Annotated in this window: 13 protein-coding genes; 6 read left to right on the top strand and 7 right to left on the bottom strand. The window is 72.9% G+C overall.

Annotated elements, in window-relative coordinates; all coding sequences use genetic code 11:
- Positions 1-45: 45 nt before the first annotated feature.
- Positions 46-777, bottom strand: a complete 732-nt coding sequence (locus tag WME95_RS15695) for a 2TM domain-containing protein (RefSeq protein ID WP_437909166.1) — start codon at positions 775-777, stop codon at positions 46-48.
- A gap of 75 nt (positions 778-852) precedes the next feature.
- Between WME95_RS15695 and WME95_RS15690 the strand changes: the two genes are divergently transcribed.
- The 6 genes from WME95_RS15690 (at position 853) to WME95_RS15665 (ending at position 8,246) form a co-directional block, all read left to right on the top strand.
- The gene (locus WME95_RS15690; RefSeq protein ID WP_437909165.1) at positions 853-2,058 is read left to right on the top strand and encodes a serine/threonine-protein kinase; all 1,206 of its coding nucleotides are present in this window, start codon (positions 853-855) and stop codon (positions 2,056-2,058) included.
- A gap of 88 nt (positions 2,059-2,146) precedes the next feature.
- A complete protein-coding gene (locus WME95_RS15685) occupies positions 2,147-2,905 on the top strand; it encodes a CDP-alcohol phosphatidyltransferase family protein (RefSeq protein WP_437552657.1) in 759 nt (252 codons plus the stop codon).
- 148 nt (positions 2,906-3,053) lie between these two features.
- The gene (locus tag WME95_RS15680) at positions 3,054-3,458 is read left to right on the top strand and encodes a hypothetical protein (protein ID WP_437299832.1); all 405 of its coding nucleotides are present in this window, start codon (positions 3,054-3,056) and stop codon (positions 3,456-3,458) included.
- 132 nt (positions 3,459-3,590) lie between these two features.
- Positions 3,591-4,988, top strand: coding sequence for a hypothetical protein (locus tag WME95_RS15675; RefSeq protein ID WP_437909164.1), 1,398 nt, complete (start codon positions 3,591-3,593; stop codon positions 4,986-4,988).
- Positions 4,989-5,065: 77 nt separating this feature from the next.
- Positions 5,066-6,757 carry a L,D-transpeptidase gene (locus WME95_RS15670; RefSeq protein ID WP_437909163.1) on the top strand — a complete coding sequence of 564 codons (1,692 nt, stop codon included), beginning with the start codon at positions 5,066-5,068 and terminating at the stop codon, positions 6,755-6,757.
- Positions 6,758-6,944: 187 nt separating this feature from the next.
- Positions 6,945-8,246, top strand: coding sequence for a UDP-glucose dehydrogenase family protein (locus WME95_RS15665; RefSeq protein ID WP_437909162.1), 1,302 nt, complete (start codon positions 6,945-6,947; stop codon positions 8,244-8,246).
- A gap of 58 nt (positions 8,247-8,304) precedes the next feature.
- Here WME95_RS15665 and WME95_RS15660 read toward each other — a convergent pair whose 3' ends face one another.
- The 6 genes from WME95_RS15660 to WME95_RS15635 form a co-directional block, all read right to left on the bottom strand.
- Positions 8,305-9,915: a sigma-54-dependent transcriptional regulator gene (locus WME95_RS15660; protein ID WP_437909161.1), complete on the bottom strand. Its 1,611-nt coding sequence runs from the start codon at positions 9,913-9,915 to the stop codon at positions 8,305-8,307.
- Positions 9,912-12,269, bottom strand: coding sequence for an ATP-binding protein (locus WME95_RS15655; protein WP_437909160.1), 2,358 nt, complete (start codon positions 12,267-12,269; stop codon positions 9,912-9,914). The genes WME95_RS15660 and WME95_RS15655 overlap by 4 nt, the downstream gene beginning before the upstream one ends.
- Positions 12,270-12,478: 209 nt before the next feature.
- Positions 12,479-14,449: a S8/S53 family peptidase gene (locus WME95_RS15650; RefSeq protein WP_437909159.1), complete on the bottom strand. Its 1,971-nt coding sequence runs from the start codon at positions 14,447-14,449 to the stop codon at positions 12,479-12,481.
- Complete coding sequence (locus tag WME95_RS15645) at positions 14,446-15,549, bottom strand: hypothetical protein (RefSeq protein ID WP_437909158.1); 1,104 nt, start codon at positions 15,547-15,549, stop codon at positions 14,446-14,448. The genes WME95_RS15650 and WME95_RS15645 overlap by 4 nt, the downstream gene beginning before the upstream one ends.
- 156 nt (positions 15,550-15,705) lie before the next feature.
- Positions 15,706-16,014, bottom strand: coding sequence for a hypothetical protein (locus tag WME95_RS15640; protein ID WP_157906673.1), 309 nt, complete (start codon positions 16,012-16,014; stop codon positions 15,706-15,708).
- Positions 16,015-16,324: 310 nt separating this feature from the next.
- Positions 16,325-17,797: a DUF4178 domain-containing protein gene (locus WME95_RS15635; protein ID WP_437909157.1), complete on the bottom strand. Its 1,473-nt coding sequence runs from the start codon at positions 17,795-17,797 to the stop codon at positions 16,325-16,327.
- Positions 17,798-17,859 lie beyond the last annotated feature (62 nt).

The following is a 17,859-nucleotide window of genomic DNA, read 5'->3' as shown; positions in this document are numbered from 1 at the left end:
GCGCCGCTCCCGAAAAGTTACCGCCACACGTGCGGCGCCGCGCCGTCAGCGCCCGCCGCGGCCTCGCCGGGCCGCGCGCTCCGCCTCTTCCTCGCCGAGCTCCTCCGATTCGGCCTCGTCCGCGTCGAGCGGCGCGATCCGCGACCTCTTCGACGCGCCCTCGACCGGCGCCGGCGGCGGCGCGCTCCCGCGGATCTCCTTCGCGATCCGCGAGAGCACCGTCGCGACCCCCTCCTCGACGGCGTGCCCGAAATCCTCCGCGCTCTGCTCGAGGCGCTCCTTGCGCTCGCGGCGCTCGGCCTCGCGCTGCTCCTTCAGCCGCCGGTGCTGCTCTTTCCGCGCCTGCGCGGCGCTGCGCTCGAGCTCCCCGCGGATCTGCGGCGGGGACACGTCGCTGGAGAGCGCGCCGAGCGCGTGGAAGGCGAGCCCCAGGCCCCACCCGAGCAGCGGCCAGAAGAACCACCACGGCCCGTCCGTGAGCGCGTTCACCGCGAAGAGGAACGCGTTCACGAGGAGGTACGAGAACAGGTGCGAGCGGAACTCCTTGCGCCGGCGCGCGAGGATGGCCACGCGCGCCTCCTCCTCGCCTTGGACATGCTCGATGTCGCGCGACGCGGCCTCGATCGCGGCCCGGGAGATGCCGATCTCCTCGGCCGCCGCGACCAGCTCGTCATGGCTCACGTCGCGCGTCTGCGCGTCCCGGAGGGCGCGCTCCAGGATGGCCCGCACCTCGGCCTCGGTGTACTGCCGCCCGCTCTGCTTGCCCGGTTTCACCATCGCTCTCCTCGCGACCGCGCGGAGCATACGCTTGACCGCGTGCGGCCGCGCCGCTTCCATGAGCGGAAGGACCCCATGAGCAGCGAAACCGCCTCACAACGCGTGGGGACCACGATCCGCAACAAGTGGACGCTGGAGCGGCTGCTCGGCGCCGGCGGCATGGCCGCCGTCTACGTCGGCGTCCACCGGATCGGCCGCCGGGACGCGCTCAAGATCCTGCACCCGCAGGCCGCGAAATCGAAGGAGATCTGCGACCGGTTCGAGCGCGAGGCCCAGGCCGCGAACCGCTTCCGCCACCCGGGCGCCGTCGAGATCCGCGACATCGACGTCGCCGAGGACGGGGCGCCTTTCCTGGTGATGGAGCTCCTCGAGGGCGAGTCGCTCGCCGAGCGCGAGCGCCGCCTCGGCGGCCTCCCGCTGGCCGAGGTGCTCCGCTTCACAGCGCAGGTGCTCGACACGCTCGCCGCGGCGCACGCGCAGGGGATCATCCACCGCGACATCAAGCCGCCCAACCTGTACGTCGTCGGCGACGGCGCAGCGGACTCGCCCGCGCACGGCGGCGTCCCGCGCATCAAGGTCCTCGATTTCGGGCTCGCGCGGATCCGCCAGGACTCCAGCCTCCAGGGGGAGCTCACGCGGATGGGCCTGGTGCTCGGCACGACGCCCTACATGCCGCCGGAGCAGGCGAAGGGCCGCGACATCGACACCCGCGCCGACCTCTTCGCGGTCGGCGCCACCATGTTCCGGCTGATCGCCGGCCGCCATGTCCACGAGGCGAGCACCGACTTCGACCTCCTGCTGAAGATGGGCAGGGAGCCGGCGCCGCCGCTCGCGCAGCGCGCGCCCCACGCGCCGCGCGACGTGTGCCTCGTCGTCGATCGCGCGCTCGCCTTCGACCGCGACCAGCGCTACCCCGACGCGCGCCAGATGCTGGAGGACGTGCGCGCCCTCCTGCGCAGCGAGCCGCCGCCGCGCGCGTCGCGGTTCGCGCACGCGCTCGCTCCGGACGCGATCACGCTGCGAGAGCAGCCGTCGCCCCGGGGCGCCACGGACGAGAGCGGGCCCGCCACGATCCCGGTGCACCCCGCGAGCGTCTCGACCGCTGTCGAGGGCATCACGGGCATCACCGTCGACTGGAGCGACGAGCCGCCCGTGAGCGGCGCCTCCATCACCAAGGAGTGGGTGCGCCCCGAGGCCGCGAAGGAGGACTCGATCGCCGTCGACTGGAGCGACGAGCCGCTGGACGGGGGCGCGCCCGCCTCGCGCCCGGCGCGACGCTGACCGGACGGCGGGCGGATCCATCCGTCGGGGCGAAAGCGCCGCTGCCGCCCGAGCAAGACGGGAGCCGCTCGGCTAGGATGCGCCGGCCATGCTCGGCGAAGCGAAGCGGATCTACCTGGCCACGCGGAAGAAGCACGATCAGCTCTTCAACACCTACCTGATGCGCCCGCTCGCCGGCGGCGTCGTCGCGCTCCTCGCGCGGACCGCGATCACGCCGAACCAGGTGACGCTGCTCAACCTCGCCGTGTTCGTCGTCGCGGCGGCGCTGCTCGTCGCGCTGCCCACGGCGGCGGGGGGCCTCGTCGCCGTCGCCGTGCTCGAGCTGAGCTACCTGCTCGACTGCGCCGACGGGATGCTGGCGCGCCACAAGCAGCTCGCGTCGAAGGAGGGCCACCTCTTCGACTTCTTCACGGACGAGCTCAAGGCGGTGCTCCTCTCGGGCGCCCTCTCGATGCGCCTCTTCAGCGCCGGCGGCCTCGGGCTGGACGGCGGCCGCTGGCCCGGCGGAGACCCGCGCTTCCTGCTCGCCGGCGTCGTCGGGGTCGCGGTGATCGCCTCGGCGATCTCGCTCACGAACTTCGTCCGCCGCCCGGAGATCAGCGGCAAGGAGACCTCGGTCTCCGCCTATTACGAGACCGCCACGGAGGAGCGGCCCCGGTCGCCCGCCGCCCGGGCGGCGGGGCTCGTGATGACGTTCCTGCGCTTCCTGAACCACTACCCGAGCCACATCTGGGCGTTCGCGCTCGCGGACCGGCTCGACGTGTTCTTCTGGGTGTATGTGCTGATCAACCTCCTCTACCTGGCGAAGGGCTGGCTCGGGCTGCTGCTCAGGTTCGGACGGTCGTAGCCCCTCATCGCCCCCACCGTGGGGCCATGTCACAGGGAGAAGGCGTCGAGACGACCCACCCTGCGTTCCTGTGTGCGATGACCGAACAGCGTGATCTGCCCCGACGGACCGGTGGAGATCCTGGGCCCGGTTGAGGTATGAACGCGCGATGGAGATCCAAGATCTTTCCGACTTCATGCGCGCCGACCCTCGCTTCGCCACCCGCCGCAAATGGCTGATCCTGAGCGAGACCGTGTACACGCCCACGGGTGAGAAGGTGGAAGAAGGGTTCCGCTACTTCACCTGCCCGATCGGAGCGCTCACTGCCGCCCTGGAGAGGCGGGACTTCGCCGCCATCGCGAAGCTCCCCTTCGCCCTGGATGGGGAGGGCGAGCCGGACACCTCCGCGGTGCGCCTGGATCTCGCCTATACCGCGTCCGGTGCGCTCGCCGCCTTCCAGCCCGTGGAGTATCGCGACCACGCGCCCACGTGCGTGTCGGCGCCCCTGGTCCTCGAGCGCGCCGAGGCCCAGGCGCTCCGCGACATCCTGCGAGAGCTCGACCAGTCCGCCTAGCACGACAGCCGCGGTGAGAGGGCAGCACCTCTGGCACGCACGCAGCCGGGTGCTGCTCCGCTGCTCGCCCAGCGCGGCCATGCTGGCGGCCGCTCCTTGCAAGCTCCCTAGAGGCTCGGTTAAAGCGCCTCGATGCGGAGATCCCTTCCCTGGCTGGCTTGCTTCACGCTCGGCCTCGGGCCCGTCGGCTGCGGCACAGAGGGCGATGACATGACCCCGGCCACACCGTCGGAGTACAAGCACCCTTTGCCGGAAGGCGAGAGCATCTGTGGGCGAGCCGACTTCGAGGAGATGTTCCCTTTCTCCCTTCGATCCTCGACCCTCCCCGTGCTCGTGCACCATTACAAGGCGGAAGAGCGCGACACCGCGCGCCAGGTCCTCGCGTTCGTCGAGGAGGGCTGGGACTATCATGTGCGCCAGATCGGCATGCGCCCGCCCATCGGCGATGGCGGAGAGTGCGGGCCGGACGACGCGCTCGATGTGTTCGTGTGGAGAGGCCACCGCAGCTGCCTCGTCGACGTCCTCGGAGGCGAGCCGTCGACCTCATGGGACGACCGGCACCCCACCATGATCGTCGATCCGTGGGGGCCTTACGGCGGCTCCGCTCTCGAGGAGACCGTGGTGCACGAGATGGCCCACGCCTCGCAGGCCGCGGACGACTGGAGCGAGAGCCCCGTCGTCTTCGAGATGTCGGCGACGTTCCTCGACCAGGTCCGCGCGGATCGCTATGCGGGCGAGGGCCTGGCCGACTTCCAGAGACACCCGGAATGGGCGATCGACCACAACGACCATTACGAGACATGGTCGATGTACGGCGCCTCCATGGTGCTGCTCTACCTCAAAGATCGGTTCTTCGACGGCGATCCGCGGTTCGTCTCGCGCATGTGGCTCGGGTCGCGCGACGCCCCCGCCGCAGGCGACGGCGCGCAGCCCAACGAGCCTGACTTCGTCGATGCGCTCGATGCGATGCTCCGAGAGGCGGCGGGCATGAGCTATGTCGAGGCCGTCCCCGAGCTCGCGCGCTGGCGCTGGTACACCGGCGATCACATCGACGATCGCCATTTCCGGCACTTCGCGGGCGGTCTGGAGCACCTCGCGGCGGCCAAGCTCTCGCTTGCGGCCCAGGTCGAGGCCAGGCCGGGCAGGATCGACGTCCGCGAGCGCGCGCCGATGTTGCTCGGCACCAGCTATATCGAGCTCTCGGCAGGAGCGGACACGCCGCGATCGCTCCGGGTGTCGCTCGAGGCGCCCGGCGACGCCAGGCGCCGCTTCGTCGTCCAGGCCGTCCCCGGTCTGACGCCCGACTCGGACGGCGAGATCCTGGACCTGTCGTCCGGCTCCGCGGCGCTGAAGCTCGCGGCGGACGGGAAACGAACGCTCGTGGTGACCGCGCTGCCCACCGGGGCCTACGATCCCGACGCGAGAGGTGAAGAGCGGTATCCGTTCACCCTGATCGTGCGCGACGACGCGGCCGCCGTCGCCGACGTCGCGGCGCATCGAGGGCGGCTCTCGGCGCCTGATCCGAGGTGAGGCGCCGAGAGCTCACCTCCAGCCGACCGCCGAAAACTGGCCCTCCTCCCCCTCCTGTGCACTAGGGTCGGCGCGCCATGGACACGCCGCCTCGAACGCGCGCCGCAGCCACGCTCGCGGCGAGCCGCCATGCGCTCGCGCTCCTCGCGCTCGCCGCCTCCCTCTCGGCCTGCGGGCGCTCCGGGAGCGCCGCCGACGCGCCCGTCGAGCTCCCCGGCGCCGCCGGAGGCCAGAAGGCCCAGGGCGCCTCCGCCGCCGCCCTCGCCTCCCCCGCGGCCCTCGCCTCCCCCGCCCCGGCCGAGGATGAGCCGCCGCCCGGCCTGCCCGCGGGCCCGCCCATCGTCTCGCTCGGCGGCGTCGCCACCCCGCCGGCGCCGGTCCCCGAGGGCCGCCCGCGGCTCGCCAGCACCTCGATGCTCACCCGCGTCCTTGCGCGGCCCAGCGCCGACGCGAAGCCCGTCGGCTTCCTGCGCGCCGGCGCGGTCGTGGAGATGGATCCCGAGCCCGCCGGCACGTCCGGCTGCCCCGGGGGCTTCCGCAAGATCAAGCCGTTCGGCTACGTGTGCGTCGGCCCCGATGCGACGCTCGACCTCGACGACGAGATCGTCCGCGCCACGGCCCGCCGCCCCGACGTCACCCACAAGCTCCCGTACATGTACGGGACCGTCACGCGCGGCGGCCCGGCCTACGCGCGCATCCCGACCGAGGACGATGTCGCGCGCTTCGAGCCGAGCCTCAAGAAGCACCTCGATCGCTGGGCCAAGGACGAGGAGAGCGGCGCCACCTACGGCCTCGACGTCTGGCTCAAATGGAGCGCCGAGCCCGCCCCGCCCGCGCTCGACGCGCTCGCGCAGCGCATCACCGATCGCGAGATCCCCTGGTACCTGCGCGACGGCCGGCGCGCCCCCAACCTCTCCGGCCTCATCAAGGCCGCTGACGCCGTGAAGATCGACGAGGTCTCGCGGCGCAACGGGATGGCCTTCCTCGAGTCGTTCCTCCACGAGGGCCGGCGCTACAACGTCACCACCGATCTGCGCGTCGTCCCGGCCGACCGGTTCCGCCCCATCCGCGGCTCCGAGTTCCACGGCGTCGAGATCGGCAAGGACATCGACTTCCCGTTCGCGCTCGTGCGCCGCGCCGGGGGCAAGCGATGGCGCGTCGAGGGCAAGAAGCTCGTCGACGGCGGAGAGCTCGAGTGGCGCTCCGCCGTGCCCCTCACCGGCAAACAGCAGTTCTTCGGCGGCAAGCTGCACTACGAGACGAAGGACGGCGACTGGGTCGACGACCGCCACGCCGGCCGCATCGACCCTGCCAAGAAGATGCCTGCCTGGGGCAAGAACGGCGAGAAGTGGCTCGACGTCAACATCACGAAGCAGGTGCTCGTCGCCTACGAGGGCACGAAGCCCGTCTATGCGACGCTGATCTCGAGCGGCGAGGCGGGGCTCGAGGACCACGAGTCCAGCACCGCGACCAAGCGCGGGATCTTCCGTATCCACACGAAGTTCGTCACGAGCACCATGGACTCGGACACCGTCGGTGAGGAGTTCGAGCTTCGCGACGTGCCTTACGTGCAGTACTTCGAGGAGGGGTATGCGCTGCACGGCGCGTACTGGCACGACAAGTTCGGCCGGCCCAAGAGCCACGGCTGCATCAACCTGTCTCCAGAGGACGCCCGCCGCCTGTTCTTCTGGACCGAGCCGGCCGTCCCGCCGGGATGGCACGGCGCAGCGCGCTCGCTGACCGGCACCGTGGTGTTCGTCCACCCCTGAGCCGCGCGGCGCCACGGCGCCACGACCGCCAGGCGCCCGGCAGCCCCTCGGCTCGCGGGCAGGGCAAGGGCAGCACGAAGGCTCGGCGCGCGCTCGCACGCGAGAGGAGCGGGACAGATCGATCGGAGGCCACACTCCGTGCGACTGCCGGCTCGAACGGCGCCGGGGTCGTGGTAGCGTCCCGCCCATGCAGCTTGCCGTCGTGGGAACAGGGTATGTCGGCCTCGTCGCCGGCGCGGGGTTCGCGGATTTCGGGAATGACGTGGCGTGCGTCGACGTGTCCGCTGCCAAGATCGAGATGCTGAAGCGCGGAGAGGTGCCGATCTACGAGCCCGGCCTCGACGTGCTGATCGCGAAGAACACCCGCGACGGCAGGCTCCGGTTCTCCACCGACGTCGCCGGCGCCATCCGCGACGCCGAGATCGTCTTCATCGCCGTCGGTACGCCCCAGGCGGACGACGGCTCCGCCGACCTCTCCGCCGTCGAGGCCGTCGGCGAGACGATCGGCAAGAACCTGAACAATTTCAAGGTGATCGCCACGAAGAGCACGGTCCCCGTCGGCACGGCGGACCGGCTCCGGCAGATCATCGGCGCGAACGCCACCCAGCCGTTCGCTGTCGCGTCGAACCCGGAGTTCCTCAAGGAGGGTGACGCGGTCAACGACTTCATGAAGCCCGACCGCGTGATCATCGGCTCGGACGACCCGAAGGCCCGCGAGATCCTGCGCCACCTCTACAACCCGTTCGTGCGGGCGAGCGACCGCATCCAGCTCATGGACGCGCGCTCGGCCGAGCTCACCAAGTACGCCGCCAACGCGCTGCTCGCGTCGCGCATCTCGTTCATGAACGACCTGGCCGTGCTCGCGGAGAAGGTCGGCGCGGACATCGAGCTCGTGCGCAAGGGCGTCGGGGCCGACCCGCGCATCGGCACGAAGTTCCTGTTCGCCGGCCCGGGGTTCGGCGGGTCGTGCTTCCCCAAGGACCTCTCGGCCATCCTCTACACCGCGGGCTCCGTCGGGCACGATCTGGAGATCGTCCGGGCGACCGAGCGGATCAACGCGCGGCAGAAGCGGCTGCTCGCCAGCAAGGTGAGCGCCCACTTCGACGGCGCCCTGAAGGGGAAGACGATCGCGGTCTGGGGGCTCGCGTTCAAGCCGCAGACGGACGACATCCGCGAGGCGCCGGCGCTCACGCTCATCGACGCGCTGCTCGAGGCGGGCGCGACGGTCCAGGCGCACGACCCGCAGGCGATGCCGAACGTGCGGGCCATCTACGGGAACCGCATCCTCCTGAGCGACGGCATGTACGGCGCGGCCGAGGGCGCGGACGCGCTGGTCGTCGTCACCGAGTGGCACGAGTACCGGCGCCCGGACTTCCACCGGCTGAAGCGCATCCTGAGCTCCCCGACGCTCTTCGACGGGCGCAACATCTGGGAGCCGGACGAGCTCCGCGGCATGGGGTTCGTCTACACGGGCATCGGCAGGAAGTAGCGCGCGGCGCCGCCGTTGGCGCGGCGCGTCACGCCGCCGACGTGGCGCGCCGCGCCCCTCAGGCGTCGTCGTGGTCTGGCGGCGGCGCCTGGCGGCGGGTGCTCGGCGCCTCCTCGCCGACATACCGCGGCAAGCTCACGGGCGTGTGGTTGCGGTTGCCCGATAGCTCCTCGCCGAGGTGCCGCGTCCCGTTCGCGGGCGTGTGCCGCCGGCTGCTCGGCGGCTCCTCGCCGAGGTGCCGCGCGGCCATCGGCGTCGGCATCGACATCCGGCGGCTGCTCGGCGGCTCCTCGCCGGTGTGCCGGTCCCAGCGCCGCTCGAGCATCTTCCGATCGACGCCGATCAGCCGCGCCGCGGCCGCCTTGTTGCCGCCGCAGCTCTCGATCGCGTGGTGCAGGACGGCGCGCTCGATCACGCGGAGCTTCGATCCCAGCCGCTCGGGCAGCGCCAGCAGGGCGCGCGCCAGCCGGTCGATCTCCGCGGTGGCGTCCACGACCGGCCGCTCGCGCGCGAGCTCCTCGAGCGTGGGGACGTCGATGAGATCGTCGTCCGCGAGAAGCCCCAGCCGCTCGACCACGTTCCGGAGCTCACGCACGTTGCCGGGCCAGGGCCGCCGGACCAGCCACGCGATCGCGTCGTCGGTGTAACGCAGCTTGCGCGGGAGCTCCGCGCTGAACGCGAGCAGGAGCTCGATGAGATCGGCGTCGCGCTCGGCCAGCGACGGGACGTGCACCGTGACGACGTTGAGCCGGTAGAAGAGGTCCTCCCGGAAGCGCCCCTCGCTGATGCGCTTCTCCAGGTCGACGTGGGTCGCGGCGAGGACGCGGGCGCGCAGCGGGATCTCCGACTCGGCGCCGAGGGGGCGGAAGCGGCGATCCTCGACGACGCGCAGGAGCTTCGCCTGGAGCTCGCCGGGCATCTCGGCGATCTCGTCGAGCAGGATGGTGCCCGCGCCCGCGAGCTCGAGCTGGCCGCGCATGCGCTTCTCGGCGCCGGTGAAGGCGCCGCGCTCGTGCCCGAAGATGAGCGACTCGATGAGCGTCCCCGGCAGCGCCGAGCAGTTGACCGCGACGAACGGCTCGCCGCGGCGCGAGCTCATCTCGTGCAGCGCGCGGGCGACCATCTCCTTGCCGCTGCCGGTCTCGCCGCGGATGAGCACCGTCTTGCTCGACTCGGCGACCCGCTCGATGATCCGGCGGACGCGCTCCATCCCCCCGGACGAGCCGAGGAGCGCCTTCGTGCCGAACGTGCGGTCGACCCGCTCGCGGAGCCGCACCACCTCGCCCTTCAGGAGCAGCCGCTCGCGCTGCCCCTCGATGATCGGCAGGAGCATCTCCGGGCAGAGCTCGTCCTTCAGCACGTAGTCCTGCGCGCCGAGCCGCATGGCCTCCCGGATCTCGGAGAGCTCGCTGACCGACGTGACCATCAGCGCCGGCGTGCTCCGCCCCGAGGCCCGCACCCGCCGCAGGATCTCCAGGCCGCCGCGGTCGCGCGGATCGTCCGACAGGCGCACGTCGAGGAGCAGGAGGTCCGGCGCGCTCCGCTCGACGACCGTCATCGCGTCGTCCAGGCCGACCGCCTCTAGCACCTCGACCTCGTCGAGCGCGGCCAGGATCTGCCGCAGCGTGCGGCGGCCGCTCCGCTGATCATCGACGATCAGGATCTTCACGCGACCTCGTCCTCCGCGGTCATCGAGACGTCTGCGGCGGGGATCGAGATCACGAACCGCGTCGTGCCGTCGCGCCGCTCCGGCTCGATCAACCACCCGTGGGCCCGGACGATCCGGTGCGTGATGGCGAGCCCGAGCCCGGTCCCGCGGGGCTTCGTCGTGTACCAGGGCGCGAAGAGGCGCGACGCGTCCCCCGAGATGCCGGGCCCCGTGTCCCACACGACGAGCTCGGCGCCGCTCTCGGTGGTCTCCCAGACGACCCCGATCGTCCCCTTGTCGCCGGCCGCGTCGAGGCCGTTCGAGAGGAGGTTGACGAGCACCTGCGTGGCCTGATCGGGATCGCAGCGGAGCCTCGATCCGGCGCTCACGCGCGCCTCGATCCGCCGCTTGCCGAGCTGATCGCGCAGGAGCATCTCCGCCCGGCTGACGAGCTCCTCGACCGCGAGGCGGCGGCGCTCGAGCTTCCTGTGCGTCACCCGGCGCAGCCCCATCACGAGGCGCTCGAGGCGCTCGACCTCCTCGCAGCCGATGTCGACCTCCTCGGCGTCCAGGCTCTGGTTCTTCGATCCGCGCTTGAACACGGAGCGGAAGAAGTTGATCGGGTAGCGCACCTCGTGGGTGATCTCGGCCGCGAGCGTCTCGATGAGCGCCGCGCGCTCGTCGCGCCACGCGGCGGCCTGCTCCCGCCGCCGCCGCTCCAGCTCCGCGTAGCTGTGGGCGTGCGCCATGGCGAGCGCGGCCTGGTTGCCGATCGTGCGGAGCAGGTCGAGATCCTCGCTGGTGAACAGGGCGCCGCCGCGCTTCTTGCCCACCTCGAGGACGCCGAGCAGCCGGCCGCGGAACATGACGGTCAGCGAGAGCTCGCTCGCGCTCGCGCTCGCCGTGGAGGGCTCGACCTCGATGACCCGCTCGCCGCTCGACTCGTCCGCCGTCGGCGCCGGCTCGCCGGGCGCGGCGCCGGCGCTGCCCGCGCCGTCGGCCGCGTCGACCGCGATGCGGCGGAAGGTGACGCGCTCGCAGGAGAGCCAGCGCGCCACCGTGCGCTCGACCGCGAAGGCGACCTCGTCGGGATCGGCGACGAGCGTCAGCTCCTCGCTGAGCTGCTCGACGGTGGGCTTGTACTCCGCGCGCGCCGGGAAGAGCTTCCGATCGCCGGCGCCGAGCGCGAACACGACGAGCGCCGCGCTGACGACGGCGGCCGGCGCCGCGACCTTGATCGCGCCGAGCAGCGGGAGGCCGGCGTACCCCGCGCACGCGGAGCAGAGGATCACCGTGAGCGCGACCATCATGCAGGCGATGATGACGCGCGTGAGCGGGCGCGACAGGAGCGCGCGGCTCCCCCAGAGGTCGTAGCGGATGAACGCGACGACGCTCGAGACGGGCGTGAGGGCGAGCGCGGGGATCGCGAACCACGCGAGCGTCGACGCCGGGGCGCCGAGCATGGCGAGCATGAAGCCGAGGGCGATCACCACGTGCGGCGGCGCCATCGCGAGGAGCAGCGCGCGCAGCGTGCGGCGGCGATCGCCCTCCGCCGCGGCGAAGCGGAGGATCAGCGTGATCGCGAAGAAGAAGAACGACGCCACGAACAGGATCGCGCAGACGCTCCGGAGCGCGACGGTGGTCCAGCCCATGGCGTGCGAGGCGAGCAGGGCGGCGGCGAGCAGGCCGCCGAGCCCGTGCGCGATCCGCGCGAAGACGGGGTAGCGCGCGATGAGCGGGACGTCGTCCGGCAGCCGCAGCGCCAGCGTGAAGAAGCTCATCGGGACGAGCGCGTAGGCGACGTGGAAGAACGGGACGAGGTGGCGCGAGCTGTGGTAGTCGAACAGCGCGAACTGGAAGAGCGCGGCGAACAGCGCGGCGCTCGCGAAGGCGCGGGCGAGCTTGCCGTGGGGGCTCGCGCTGAGGGCGATGAGCGCGGCGCCCACGTAGAGCGAGGCGACGACCATCAGCCCGCCGGCGTAGAACCACCAGGCGAGCGCGTCGAAGGGGACGAGGGAGAGCTCGACGTCGCGCAGCCCCTCCGCCGTCTCGACGCGGGCGTGCACCGAGCGGCGCCCCTCGTGCGCCGCCCGCTCGACCGCGGCGTCCCAGGCGCTCGCGCGGTAGCGCCCCGCGGTGCTCTCGAGGCGCCAGCCGTCGACCTCGACGACGCGATCCGGGTACCGGAGGCCCTTCTGGAAGCCCTCCCAGGACGGCAGGCCCACGCTCGAGACCACGCCGTCCGGATCGACGAGCACGCCGGGGAACGGGCGCTCGTACCAGCCCAGAGCGCTCCTCATCCCCGAGCCGCCCAGCACGAGCGCCGCGAGGACGACCACCGCGAGGAGCCAACGGCGATTCTCGATAGCTGGCATCGGGAGAGCCGACGGCGCGCAAATTGCGCCGCCAGCCACTCACGATACGCTGGAACTCCGGGTGAACCAACGGGGCTCGCGCGCCGGACGGGGAGCTACGCGCCCGTCACCCGCGATCCCGGCGCCCCAGCGGCGCTACTACGCAATTATCATTACGTTTTCCCGCGGAGATGAGAGCGGGATCACCCCGCGGCGGGACGGCGGCGCGCTCAGGCGGCGCCCTCGTGCGCGTCGCCGTCCGTGGTGTCCGCGAACACGACGTCCGCCAGCGCTCCGAAGCGCGACTCGACGTCGGCGACGGCGGCGGCGTCGGTGGCCGATCGCTCGAGCCGGTCGAGCAGGGCGGTGATCTCGTCCCGCACGCGCGGCGAGGGCGGCGGCGCCGCGCGGCTCGCGGCGAGGGCGCGGACGACGAGCGAGAGCTGCCGCAGCACGGCGCCAGCGCCGTGGGCGCGCCGGCGCCGCGGGTCGCCCGCGGTGAGGCGGGCGTGGCGCACGAGCGCGCAGACGCCGTGGCAGAGGCTCGGGTCGGCGAGCAGCGCCCGGACGGCCCAGCGCGCGAGGCGGCGCGAGTACAGGCGGCGGACGAGCGGCCCCTCGGCGCGGGCGTCGTGCCAGATGCGCGCGGCGCCGTCCTCGCCGACGGACACCAGCGCGAGCGCGATGGGATCTCCGGCGGCGAGGCAGGCTCGACCGGCGTCGATGCGGCCGTAGCCGTGCTTGGCGTTGTGGCCGTCGCGATCGCGCCCGTCGGGGAGCACGTCCCACGCGTCGGCGATCGGCTCGGCCGACGCGGGCGCCGCGGGAGGCACCGGGGCGAGCGTGCGCATCACGAGGGCGTCGAGCTCGGGCAGGCGGAGCGACGGGTTCTGCGACAGGACGAGGAGCAGCGAGCCCGCGGCGAGGGCCGAGGCCCCGCTCGACTCGGCGTGGCAGAGCCGCTCGAGCGCGGGGGTCGCGCTGGACGCGGACGGCAGCGGACAGGTGATGTCGTCCCCTGGCGCGAGCCACCGCACCGCCGGGCCGCGGTTGGCGAAGGGGCGGCTGCGCCCCCGCCGGTCCCGCCAGAGGAACCACCCTTCGCCGCGGGCGCCCGGGCCGACGCAGAACACGCGCGGGTCGCTCGCGGGCTCGCCGAACCCGAGCGAGAAGCTCGCGTGCAGCGACTCGGGGGGGCTCGAGGCCTCACGGCCCGTGGGGAACACGACAGGGCAGCCCCTGCCGCGGCGCCCGAGGCGGGCGGCGAACTCGAGCGCGTCGTCGAGCATGGGCGTCGTCGAGCCCTCGACGTACGCGGCGCACACAACGACGTCGGCGCCGTCGCTGACCGCCCGGACGATCGCGACCGGAAGGGCGAGGACGCACGATCCAGGCTTCGGGATCAGGTAGAGCCGGGGCGACGCGTCCGGCGCGACGCCGCGGAACCCGCCGGGGCGACGGCCCCCCACGGCCCACGCGACCATGAACGCGCCGTGCGCCTGGCTGCGCGGCGGCTGCTCCATCATGACGAGCACCTCGCGCTCGAGGCCGAGCTCGTCGGCCGTCCACGCGTCGTCGTCGATGACCCCGAGGCGCGTCCCGGCGCCGCCCCCGCAGCGGCGGCGATCGACGCCGATCCCGCCGCCCTCGTCGCGCAGGAACCAGCGGCCGGGGGTGACGGGCTCGTCCTCGACCGAAGCGCGGCGCGCCGTCCAGCCCTCCGGGCGCGCCGCGGCGCCGGCGGCCGCGTCGAAGCGCGGGGCGACGGCGGCGCTCGGGCGCCGGGCCGACGCGACGTAGCGCACCGGCAGCGCCGCGGCCGAGAGCGCCGCGGCGACGTCGGCGCGCCGCCCGCGGTCCGGGGATCGGACGCGGAGCCAGAAGATGGGCGTCCGTTCGATGACGCGCTCGACCGCGACGCCAGGCCAGCGCGCCCCGAGCGCCGCGGCGACCGCGTCGGGCGCGACGGGGCACCGCGAGGCGACGACGACGTCGAGGGGACCGTCGTCGTCGTCGCCGGCGGCGGTGGGGACCGGGGCATAGCCGAAGTCCCACGGCGGGCGCCGCGGGCGCGCCCTGGGCGTCGCGGACGACGCCGGGGGCGGCGCGCTCTTGCGACCGGGCGCCGGACGCGCGCGCGCGGACCCCTCCTCCGGAGAGCCCGCCCCCCCTCGCGCGGCCGCGCCGCGGCCGCGGCTCATGCCAGCACGGCCTTGGCCCAGGCGTTGAGCGCGTGGGCGCGGTTCGCGAAGCCGGGGCTCTCTGCCTCGCACCGCGCGAGCTCCTGCGCCTGCGCCGCCTTCCCCTCCGCCCAGGCCGCGACGCGGCGCGCGCCGAGCACCGCGGCGCGCCGCCGCGCGGCGCGGAAGCACCGGCGCTCGCCGTCGAGCATCGCCGCGAGGACGCCGGAGTCGAGCACCATCCGGCGGACGGGGAGCAAGGACGAGGGCGCGTCGGGGATCGGCGGCTCGCCCTGCGCCTTCGGCGTCACCGCGATCCCCCAGGGCGGCGTGCCGAGCGGCCCGTACGCGACCGCGCCGCGGTGGCGCGGCTCCGAGGCGCGCTCCCGATCGCGCTCCTCGGCCCGGGGCTCTCCGTGCGCGCGCGATCGGAGCTCCGAGGCCAGGACGACGGCCCAGGCGCCGCCTCGCTGGTAGTCGTCCTGCCAGTCCATGACGTCGTCGTGGAGCTGCAGCCCGAGCCACACCGACGACAGCAGCCGCGCGAGCACCTCGCGCCGCTCGGCCGTCCAGCCGGCGGCGTGCGCGAGGGCGATCGACGCCGGGAAGCCCACGCTCTGCTTGCCGAGGGAGAGCGCGTAATAGCGGCTGAAGCCGGCGGGCCCGCCGCTCGCGAGGAGGCTGCGCTCGGTCTCGATGGCGAACAGCGTCGCGTCGTCCGCGCGCGCGAAATCGATGGCCGGGTCGTCGACCCCTGGCGCGACGCGGCGGAGCGCCTCGTCGCGCGCCCGCCGGGCGTGCGCCAGGATGGCCTCGAGTTGCCAGGTCGGGCGGACCTGCTTGTCCTTGATGCGATCGGTGCCGAACGCCTCGATGACGGCGAGCAGGTGCGCGAGGAGCGCGTCCTGCACCGTGGCCCCGCGGACGCCGGGCATGGCCTCCGCGAGCAGCGCGGGCGCGGCCAGCGTGATCTCGTTGCTGAACACGGCGCTCCAGGGCACGTCGCGCGACGGCGACAGGCCGAGCGTGTAGGCCAGCCCCTGCGCGTCGGCGTGCAGCATCCCGGGGAGGGTCCGCCAGAACGCCTTGTAGAGCTCGTCCACCCAGAGGGCGTCATCCATGCGCGGGCACCTCCCCCGCCCGGCGCGGCGCGCCGGGCCCGGCGCTCGCGGTGCGCGGCGCGCTCCGGGCGCCGGTAGATGGCACCGGGGCAGAGCCGCGCCGGTGAGACGTACGCCGATGGCGGTGCAACCCCGCCTGTCGCCTGCGCCGCAGCATCAATAGACGTTCGACTCCTTCCAGGGCGACAGGCACACGTTGAAGCGCTCCTCGACCACGATCGCGCGCCACTGGAGCACCTGGGAGGCGCTCAGCCCATCGAAGAAGCCGCCGATCCAGGAGCGGATGCGGCCGTTGAGCTGCGCGCGGATCCTGGCCGCGTCCACCGGCTCCTCATCTGCCTCGGGCGCGACGACGTAGAGGGCGAGCAGCTGCTTGAACTCGTCGAAGTGCTCCTGGTTTCGGAGCAGGGAGATGTAGAGCGCACGCAGCTGTGCGTGCGGGTCGATCGAATTCACCGTTTGCATGGGCCTCCGCCGCCGGTCCACCACCGGCGTCGGACGGCACATTGCACGTCACGGGCCGCCGTGAGCCAGCGTGTAACCCATTGAAATTACTCGATCGACGGCGACGGCCGGAGCGGGTCGATACCCGAAACCGACCATCATCTGCCCGAATCCGACCGCTCCGCTCGACGCGATGTCGCCTTTCCACGGAGGTGGACATAGATATGTCCAGTGCTGCACGTGCCCGACTCGACACCAGCCGGGATCGCAAAAGACGCACCGGCACATGCCGTTCATTTCATGCGTAGCCGAATCGAGCAGTGGAGCTGGATCACTTCCCGCCGCCGAAGCTCGGGCTGCCGCCCCCGCTCGGAATGAAGAGGACGCCGCCGCCCCCCCCACCGCAGTCGCTGAGCGCGATGAGAATGAGGAGGACGACGATGACGACGACGACGATGACGACGATCCGGCCGGCTCCGGCGCTCGTCCCGTCACCGAACGAGGGGCTCGGCGGGGGTGGCAGGTGGAAGGCGGCGGCGAGCTCCTTCCCTGGAAGCGGTGAGCAGAACGACACGCTCACCTCGGTCGGGGCCTGCTCGATGCTGACCTTGCCGCCCTCGCCCTGGTACTCGGTGGCCTGCACGGCCTCGCCGATCTCGACCTTCCAGTAGAACTCGCCGATGACGTATTCCACCTCGGCGTGGACGCTCTGCTTCAGCGCATACGTCCGCCCTTGATAGCTCGCCGTCGAGCCCATCGGCTGGACCTCGCCGGGCGAGAGAGGCGTCACGAGCTGCCACGCCCCGTCCTCTTCCATGAGCCACAGGTAGCCAACGCTCGGTCCGCCGTAGAGCAGGTACTCGCGCCAGCGGTAACGCTCGCCCTCCACGGTGCAGCCCCGGATGACGAAGCCGATGCAGAGCACGCGCATGCCGCGGAGCTGGCCCTCGGCGCCGAGCGGGACGTACGGCTCCATGGGCGGCCTGGGGACCTGGCCGAGCGCGACGAGCGTGCCCTTCGTGAGATCGCTCGCAGTACCGCAGTACCGGCAGACGATGCGCTCCGTGGTGCCGGGCGCGGCGAGCGGCAGGTTGCCGCCGCAGTTCGGGCACACGACGGCCGACACCTGCGCCGTGGGCTGGTCCACGGGGGCCCCGGTGTCGAGCTGCATGATGGCCGGGTCGATCTGCCGGCCCAGGTAGAGCTTGGGCGGGATCGTCCGCCCGTCGCCGTAGTCGAGCGTCCCGAACTCGCCCCTCGGCCCCGCGATGTCGGCGAAGCCCGTCACCACGCCCGGCGCGGCGACGTAGGGCATCTCTCCTTCGGCCGAGATCACGCGCCGGCGGCCGACCTCGACGACGGTGAACATGCCGTGCCCCTCGAGGTGGACACGGCCGCCCGGCTGGAGGGAGCTCCACGGCGGCAGCCCGTTCATCGGGAGCGGCGCCTCGGTGGTGGCGTACCAGCGCCCCTGGGCGAACGCGACCCACGTCCAGCGGCCGCTGGCCGGGAACGCGACGAAGATCTCCTGCCAGGGCGCGCCCGGCGCGCTGGCCCGATCGAGCTGGACGCGGCCGTCGACCACGAACGGCTCGTTGCCCCAGCGCCCGGTGACGCCGAGCTGGAGGGGCGTGGGAATCTCGACCAGGTCGGCGACGCGCCCGACGGCGCGGAGGTCCCGATCGGTGCGCGCGACGACGAATTTGCAGTGCTTGCACACCTGCGCCATCGCGCCTGCGAAGCGAAACGTGATCGGCGCGCCGCAGGAGGGGCACGCGGCTGCTCGGTCGAAGGGCGTGCTCACGCGAGCACCATACTAGAAGCCTCGACGACGAAAGAGGAAGCGTTTCAGGTGCGCCGGCGAGC

Source organism: Sorangium sp. So ce327, assembly GCF_051530205.1.
GTDB lineage: Bacteria > Myxococcota_A > Polyangia > Polyangiales > Polyangiaceae > Sorangium > Sorangium cellulosum_B.
Note: the sequence above shows the minus strand (reverse complement) of the source record. Positions and strands in the feature narration are given on the sequence as shown.

Coding starts and splice junctions, on each gene's coding strand:
- WME95_RS15690 (WP_437909165.1), top strand. CDS start 853: ATGAGCAGCGAAACCGCCTCACAACGCGTGGGGACCACGATCCGCAAC.
- WME95_RS15665 (WP_437909162.1), top strand. CDS start 6,945: ATGCAGCTTGCCGTCGTGGGAACAGGGTATGTCGGCCTCGTCGCCGGC.
- WME95_RS15645 (WP_437909158.1), bottom strand. CDS start 15,549: ATGGATGACGCCCTCTGGGTGGACGAGCTCTACAAGGCGTTCTGGCGG.
- WME95_RS15680 (WP_437299832.1), top strand. CDS start 3,054: ATGGAGATCCAAGATCTTTCCGACTTCATGCGCGCCGACCCTCGCTTC.
- WME95_RS15640 (WP_157906673.1), bottom strand. CDS start 16,014: ATGCAAACGGTGAATTCGATCGACCCGCACGCACAGCTGCGTGCGCTC.
- WME95_RS15650 (WP_437909159.1), bottom strand. CDS start 14,449: ATGAGCCGCGGCCGCGGCGCGGCCGCGCGAGGGGGGGCGGGCTCTCCG.
- WME95_RS15675 (WP_437909164.1), top strand. CDS start 3,591: ATGCGGAGATCCCTTCCCTGGCTGGCTTGCTTCACGCTCGGCCTCGGG.
- WME95_RS15695 (WP_437909166.1), bottom strand. CDS start 777: ATGGTGAAACCGGGCAAGCAGAGCGGGCGGCAGTACACCGAGGCCGAG.
- WME95_RS15685 (WP_437552657.1), top strand. CDS start 2,147: ATGCTCGGCGAAGCGAAGCGGATCTACCTGGCCACGCGGAAGAAGCAC.
- WME95_RS15670 (WP_437909163.1), top strand. CDS start 5,066: ATGGACACGCCGCCTCGAACGCGCGCCGCAGCCACGCTCGCGGCGAGC.
- WME95_RS15655 (WP_437909160.1), bottom strand. CDS start 12,269: ATGCCAGCTATCGAGAATCGCCGTTGGCTCCTCGCGGTGGTCGTCCTC.